Below are 6321 nucleotides of genomic sequence, written 5' to 3' on the forward strand. Positions count from 1 at the left end.
AGCGCGGAGCGATGGTCCAGGACTGACGCCGCTCACCCCTGCCCAGATGCGGCGCCGGGAACGCCCTTACCTTCTCCCCCTGGGGGAGAAGGTGGATCGGCGCGATAGCGCCGAGACGGATGAGGGGTGCTCCAGCGGAGTGAGACGTTGGCGTTCCCTGGAACACCCCTCATCCGTCGCCTTCGGCGACACCGCCCGGGGCGAGTCACGGGCCTCGCCCGCCCTTCGGGCCCCACAAGGGGAGAAGGGGAGCTCGGCTCAGCCCACCGCCACACATTCGATCTCGATATCGAACTCCATCGGCCATGACGCCACCGGCACGAAGGTCCGCGATGGTGGGTTCTCGGGAAAATGCCTGGCATAGACGCGGTTGATGGCGTTGTAGAAGCCGGAATTGACGGCGTAGATGCGCACCATCACCACGTTGTCCAGCGAGGTGCCGGCCGCTTCCAGGCAATGCTTCAGCGCCTTCAGCGAYGCCTCGGTCTGCGTTTCGATGTCGCCCTTGACCAGCCTGCCGGTCGAGATATCGAGCGGCGGCGTGCCGGACACGAAGACCAGCCCGGCGGCTTTGGTCACCAGCGACAGCGGCACGCCCAAGAAAGGGGCCTGCCGCGACGTCGGCTCTCTTCCTGCAGCGCTGGCGATTGGCGAAAGCGTCGATCACAGCTCCCCTCTCCCCGTTCTACGGGGAGAGGATGCCGGCAGGCAGGTGAGGGGCGGCGCCAGCGTCCGGAAGGTGCGAACCAACCTGAAGCGATCGCCCGCCGTACAGAACGAGCCCCTGCCCTCCTAGTGACAGCACGCCTCGCCATATTGCAGTTGCTCGTTCCAGTTCGGCCGGCCCTCGGGCGTGAAATCCATCAGGTTCCACAGCGGCTCGCAGGTGCCGACGCCACGCGGATCCTGGCCTGGGTCCGTTGGCGCGAAATCCAGTTCGGAACTCCAGAAATGGCGGATGCCGTCGGCGTCGCGATGGAACACCGACAGCAGCGGCGACTGTGCGCCGTCGGCCGCCTCCGCATTGTAGTCGCGCTTGAAGCCGTTGTTGGCCGAAGACACCAGCCGCATGTTGCGCCAGCCTCGGTCGCGACCGAGCGTGACCAGGTTTTCGAGCGCGGTTTTCGCCACCACGGCGAAGTTGAAGCCGGCGGCTTCGAGATGGCCGACCGCGCCGTAGATTTGGTCGAGCAGCGCTGTGCAGGACGGGCATGGCTGGTCCAGCCGTGCGAGCTTCGCCGTGCCGCCGCTGGTCGCCACGTCGCGCGTCTCGCGTGGGTGGCGGGGAAACATCATGTTGTAGAGGATGAGCGAATCCTTGCCGGGCGCAAACAGCTCCGACAGTTTTACCTTCCCGGGCTTGCCGTCCGGTCCCAGTGCGTCGAACACATAATCTTGCGGCACTAGCCCACCGGGCGGCAGCGCGCGCCGCGCGACCGCAACCTCTTCCATGGCGCGGCGCAGCCCGATTTCCTTCTGCAGCAGTTTTTCGCGGGCGGTGCGGTATTTGGCGGATTCGTTGGGAAAGGTGATCATGATCGGCTCCTTCGGTCGCGGCGCCGGCGTCCCGGCGCGGTTGCTCTGCGACCCAAGGACGTTTGGCGGCGATCGGTGCCGACATTTTTTTGCGCAGCGCTCGGGCGATTCCTCGTGGCGGAACCTCGCTCTCTTCCCAGCATTCTCCCCACAGGATAAGCCAGCAGTCCGGGAACAAAATGCACAACGACGATGACGACGAGATCGACCTGCGCTGCCCGCAAGTGGTGGCCGACAATGCCGCCAAGGGGCTGCGCCTGCGCGGCGAATTCGGCCGTGGCGGCACCGAGATCGGCGTGGCCCGCGCCACCGAACTGAAGAACCGGGAAAAGCTCGCGCCCTCCACCATCCGCCGCATGGTCAGCTATTTCGCCCGCCACGAGGTCGACAAGCGCGGCAGGAACTACGGCAATGAGCAAAACCCGTCGGCCGGCTACATCGCCTGGCTGCTGTGGGGCGGCGACGAGGGCCGCGCCTGGGCGCTGGACCTCAAGCGGAAGATCGGCAACGCGCCGGACATTTGAGCGCCCCGCTCAGCTGTACCAATCGACCTCGAACATGCCGAGCCGATCGTAGAGCCGCACTGCGACGGCGTTTTCTTCGGTGTTGGTCTTCAGGTCGACATAGTCAGCGCCGCGTGCGCGAAAGGTGGCGAAGGCGTGCCACATCAGCGCTTCGGCAATGCCCTTGCCGCGCGCCTCGGGATGGACGGCGAGGTCCTTGACGAAGGCGCGCGTCCAACACAGCGCGGCCGCCGCCAGCCGGCCCTTGGCGTCGATGACGAGGAAACACAGCGCCGGGTCGAATTCGGGATCGCCTGATATGCGCGGCCACCACTCGTCAAACGGGCCGTCGGCACCGTCGTCGAACACTTCGGTCAGGAGCGCATGCAGGGCCGGCGCATCACCGGGCTCGAAGCAGCGCATCACAAAGCCTTCCGGCCAGTGCGCGGGAACCAGCGTCTCGTCGAGGATCTTGCGCAGCCGGATATCGTTCAGAGCCGGCGGCCGCGGTTCAGGCATCGCGCTCAGGCGTCGGGCTGCAGGCGGCTGCGCTGGCGGTCGCGGCCAAGCCCGGTCGCCTCGAGCAGGCCCTTGCGCTTGGCGTCGAAATAGTAGCCGGTCTGGTAGAGCCAGTCGGCCCGCTTGGCGTTGCCGCCGGACACCAGCCAGGCGCCACGCAGATATTTGACCGCGTATTTCAAATTGGTGTCGGCGTCGAACAGGCCCTTGGCCGGTCCGTCATAGCCCATGCCGCGCGCCGTCGCGTGCTTGATCTGCATCAGCCCCCAATGGCCATTGTTGTAGGCTTTCGGGTTGAAGGTGCTCTCGCGGTTGACGACATGGCGAACCAGATCGACCGGCACCTGGTAGAGGGCGGCGTATTTCTCGATCAGCCGCTCGACGTCGCCACGCACGCCCGGCGCGTGCTCTTCTTCCGCGGGTGCCATCGGGAACTGGACGAGGGCAGCCGGGTTCTGCGGCACCATATAGGCGACCTGCTGGACGCCTGGCACGACCTTCCGGTCGCCCTTGGCGGTCGCGGGCATGACGAGCCCGGCGGTCGTATAGGTCTCGGCCGTCTTGACGGTCTCGCCTGCGGTCGCCGGCGGCGGCGCTTGCCAGGCATTGGCGGTCATGATGGCGGGTACCGCCGGCGCTGCCGGGGTCGATCCGGCGAAGGCGGCGGTCGCGGCAGCCGGCTGGACGGCGGCATCGGGTGCCGGCGTGGCCGGTCCGGGCGTCAATTCAGCCGTCTGAACGGGTGCGATTCCCGATGATTCCGGCAGCACGGAAACCGTCTCCGGCAGCGGTATCGTGAAGCCGGCGTCAGCACCGGCGGCAGTCGCGGTTTCGGTCAGGGCAGGCGCGGGTTTCATCTGCGAGGTCGACGTGCAACCGCTGATGCCGGCGGCAGCCAGGAACACGCCGATCGCGATAAGAGTGTGTTTTGCTGGCAAGCCGCGCTCGGGTCCGATTTGTCGGGTTATTAAGAAATTCCTTACACCAGCGATTCACGACCGGCAATCGGGGCCATCGGGTGGTTTTCGGGTGGCGAGACTCTGGCCGGGATGCCATATTGTTCTGGATATGTACCGGGACGAATGCCGGATTTCGCCACTTTGCGGAAAGGAACGCATCATGGAAACGACATCTTCGATCACAGCCGGCCACGCAGTGTTAGAAACAGTGATCGGCTTCATGGGCATCGCCTGGAGCAAAAAGGGCCTGATCCGGCTTTGCCTGCCCGAACGCAGCCGCGAGTCGGTGGAACGGCGGCTGATGCGCCATGCCGGCGTTTCCGCCTCCACCGCGCAGCCGCAATGGATCGTCGACCTGATCGCCTCGATCAAGGCCTATGCGGCCGGTGAGGATGTCGACTTCACAGGCGTACCCGTCGATCTCGACGGCATCGACGACTTCCGCCTTGCCATCTACGACGCGGCGCGAAAGCTCGGCTATGGCGAAACCACCACCTACGGAGAACTGGCCAAACGCGCCGGCCATGGCGGGCTGCCGCGCGAAACCGGTGCAGCCCTTGGCGCCAATCCGGTGCCGCTGGTCATTCCCTGCCATCGCATCCTTGCCGCCGGCGGCAAGATCGGCGGCTTCTCAGCACCCGGCGGCTCGAACACCAAGGAGAAGATGCTGGCCATGGAAGGCGTGCGCGTCGGCCCGCCGCCACCAGCGCAGGTTTCCTTCGGCTTTTGAACGATCTCTCTGTTTTGACGCAATTCCCTGGGGGAAAGCGCTACGCGCTTTTCCTGGAGTTGCTCTAGTCGTTATGGAAGAAGCGCCGGCGGAAATGCCGATCATAATCCGGCCGCTTGCAGGTATAGACCGGACAGGACCTGGTGTCGGCGCTCGGCACGTAGGCGCGTGCTCTCACATCGCCCATGGTGCAGAACTGCTCGCTCTGCACATAGCGGTCATAGAGCGGCAGGCCCGGCACCCGCGTCGACTGGTAACGCAGGATGACGGCGCCCTGCCGCGCGATCGTCGACTGCACACGCCCGCAGCTCATACGCGTTGGGTCATAGCGTGAGATCGCCTGCGCCTCGGCGGCCACCAGCGTCAGGCAGGCGGCAAGCAGAATGGTTTTCATGGTCCTCTCCCCCAAGCTCCTCCCGGATTGAACACCGCCGGGGCCCGATCCTGTTGCGACGCTCTCACGCGATTGGGGCGGCCATTGGGCGGCATCCTGATCACGGCCTTCTCACGCAGTCTTGTTTTTCGTGCGAAAGCAGCCTATATGCATTCCATTGATATTTCGGCCGATCGATCCGGGCCTCGCGATAATCGCGTTTGCTGACGTCTATCTCCAAAATCTCGATGCACACCGGCTGGACTTCGGTCCGGTCAATCTAAAGCAAATGTGAAGGACTATCTAAATGGCAACTGGAACGGTCAAGTGGTTCAACGCCACCAAGGGCTTCGGCTTCATCCAGCCTGACGCGGGCGGCGCGGACGTATTCGTCCACATCTCCGCTGTCGAGCGTGCTGGACTGTCGACCCTGGTCGAAGGCCAGAAGATCAACTTCGAGATCGAGCAGGACCGCCGCACTGGCAAGTCGTCCGCCGGATCTCTGAGCAAGGCAGCCTGATTTTGCGAATGGCGCGCGCCGGGCGAGAGCCCGGGGCGCGCGGCAAGTCACGGATGTACTGACAGTCGCGCGAGAAGCGCGCCGGAGCGGAAAGACCCGAAAAGCTGGATCAGCAGATAGCTGCCAGCCCGGACCGGACGCTCCCGATCAGGCTACCGAAAATGGGAAGGCGGGATTTATCCCGCCTTTTTGTTTGTCTGGGGTTGAGACGCCGACAATTGGCTAAACCGGCGATACAGCGTCCTTCTCCCCGTCCCTACACGGGGAGAAGTGTCCGGCAGGGCGATGAGGGGCAGCGCGACGCCTCAAGATTGCCTATCGCCAAACCAAGCCCAACCCTCATCTGGCTGCCGCCATCTTCTCCCCGTATAGAGACGGGGAGAAGGACGCTCCGGCCGAAGCTTTCGCCAAWCTCCAAAGTTGCTCACCCCACCCAGTCCATCGGCACATGCCCTGGATCCGCTTCCACTCGCCCAAGCCAGTCTGCCACCGCTGGATAGGCATCAAGCTGGAAGCCGCCCTGCTCTGCCGTATGCGTATAGGCATAGAGCGCGATGTCGGCGACGCTGTAGGCACCGCCAGCGAAGAACGCATTGGTTTCCAGATGTTTGTTCATCACACCGAGCGCCTTGTTGCCACGCTCCAGCGTCACCGCCAGCCGCTCCGGCGTCGCATCCCGGGCGCGTTCGGGAAAGGTCAGCAGCGCCCTGCGCACGGCAATATAGGGCTCGTGGCTGTATTGCTCGAAGAACAGCCATTGATAGGCCAGTCCCCGTTCGTACCTGTCCGCCGGCAGGAAGCGCGTGCCTTCGGCGAGATAGAGCAGGATGGCGTTGGATTCGGCCAGCCGCCGGCCGTCATCGAGCTCGAGCAGCGGCACCATGGCGTTCGGGTTCTTGGCGATATAGTCCGCTTTTCGCGTCTCACCCGTATGCGAACTCACCTCGACATTGGTGAAGGCGAGGCCAAGCTTGGCCATCAGCAGCCGCGGCTTGTAGCAATTGCCGCTGTCGATCATGCTGTAGAGTATCATTGCCGTGCCCCGTGCGCTGCCTCTGCCGGCGCGATTATCGCTGCGGCGACGTCCTCAACCAATGATTTGTTTTGGCATGACCATCAGCGCCGCTGATGTGTGAACGCATGAGGGCGTTCAAGGGCGTGACGAGATTCAGGTCAGGCCG

At 64.4% G+C, this 6321-nt stretch carries 9 protein-coding genes; 3 read left to right on the forward strand and 6 right to left on the reverse strand.

Annotation, left to right across the window (positions count from 1 at the left end; translation table 11 throughout):
* Nucleotides 1-258: 258 nt before the first annotated feature.
* Nucleotides 259-600 (reverse strand): RidA family protein, encoded by a 342-nt coding sequence (locus ACXJ7R_RS22030; protein ID WP_457153700.1) that lies wholly within the window; start codon nucleotides 598-600, stop codon nucleotides 259-261.
* Between the two features lie 192 nt (nucleotides 601-792).
* On the reverse strand, nucleotides 793-1536 hold the full coding sequence (locus tag ACXJ7R_RS22035) for a DUF899 family protein (protein WP_457153701.1): 744 nt from the start codon (nucleotides 1534-1536) through the stop codon (nucleotides 793-795).
* A 179-nt stretch (nucleotides 1537-1715) separates the two neighbouring features.
* Here ACXJ7R_RS22035 and ACXJ7R_RS22040 point away from each other — a divergent pair, with 179 nt between their 5' ends.
* Nucleotides 1716-2060 (forward strand): hypothetical protein, encoded by a 345-nt coding sequence (locus tag ACXJ7R_RS22040; protein WP_457153702.1) that lies wholly within the window; start codon nucleotides 1716-1718, stop codon nucleotides 2058-2060.
* 9 nt (nucleotides 2061-2069) lie between these two features.
* On the opposite strand, the gene ACXJ7R_RS22045 is transcribed toward ACXJ7R_RS22040, so the two are convergent.
* Both ACXJ7R_RS22045 and ACXJ7R_RS22050 read right to left on the reverse strand, forming a co-directional pair.
* The gene (locus ACXJ7R_RS22045; protein WP_457153703.1) at nucleotides 2070-2558 is read right to left on the reverse strand and encodes a GNAT family N-acetyltransferase; all 489 of its coding nucleotides are present in this window, start codon (nucleotides 2556-2558) and stop codon (nucleotides 2070-2072) included.
* A 5-nt stretch (nucleotides 2559-2563) separates the two neighbouring features.
* Complete coding sequence (locus ACXJ7R_RS22050; RefSeq protein ID WP_457153704.1) at nucleotides 2564-3496, reverse strand: transglycosylase SLT domain-containing protein; 933 nt, start codon at nucleotides 3494-3496, stop codon at nucleotides 2564-2566.
* 181 nt (nucleotides 3497-3677) lie between these two features.
* Here ACXJ7R_RS22050 and ACXJ7R_RS22055 point away from each other — a divergent pair, with 181 nt between their 5' ends.
* Entirely contained in the window at nucleotides 3678-4247 is a 570-nt protein-coding gene (locus ACXJ7R_RS22055; protein WP_457153705.1) for a methylated-DNA--[protein]-cysteine S-methyltransferase, read from the forward strand.
* 64 nt (nucleotides 4248-4311) lie between these two features.
* Here ACXJ7R_RS22055 and ACXJ7R_RS22060 read toward each other — a convergent pair whose 3' ends face one another.
* A complete protein-coding gene (locus tag ACXJ7R_RS22060; protein WP_457153706.1) occupies nucleotides 4312-4641 on the reverse strand; it encodes a hypothetical protein in 330 nt (109 codons plus the stop codon).
* Between the two features lie 286 nt (nucleotides 4642-4927).
* Between ACXJ7R_RS22060 and ACXJ7R_RS22065 the strand changes: the two genes are divergently transcribed.
* Entirely contained in the window at nucleotides 4928-5140 is a 213-nt protein-coding gene (locus ACXJ7R_RS22065; RefSeq protein ID WP_010910991.1) for a cold-shock protein, read from the forward strand.
* A gap of 424 nt (nucleotides 5141-5564) precedes the next feature.
* On the opposite strand, the gene ACXJ7R_RS22070 is transcribed toward ACXJ7R_RS22065, so the two are convergent.
* Nucleotides 5565-6173 carry a glutathione S-transferase family protein gene (locus tag ACXJ7R_RS22070; RefSeq protein WP_457153707.1) on the reverse strand — a complete coding sequence of 203 codons (609 nt, stop codon included), beginning with the start codon at nucleotides 6171-6173 and terminating at the stop codon, nucleotides 5565-5567.
* Nucleotides 6174-6321 lie beyond the last annotated feature (148 nt).

This window comes from Mesorhizobium sp. P5_C1, from assembly GCF_054049815.1.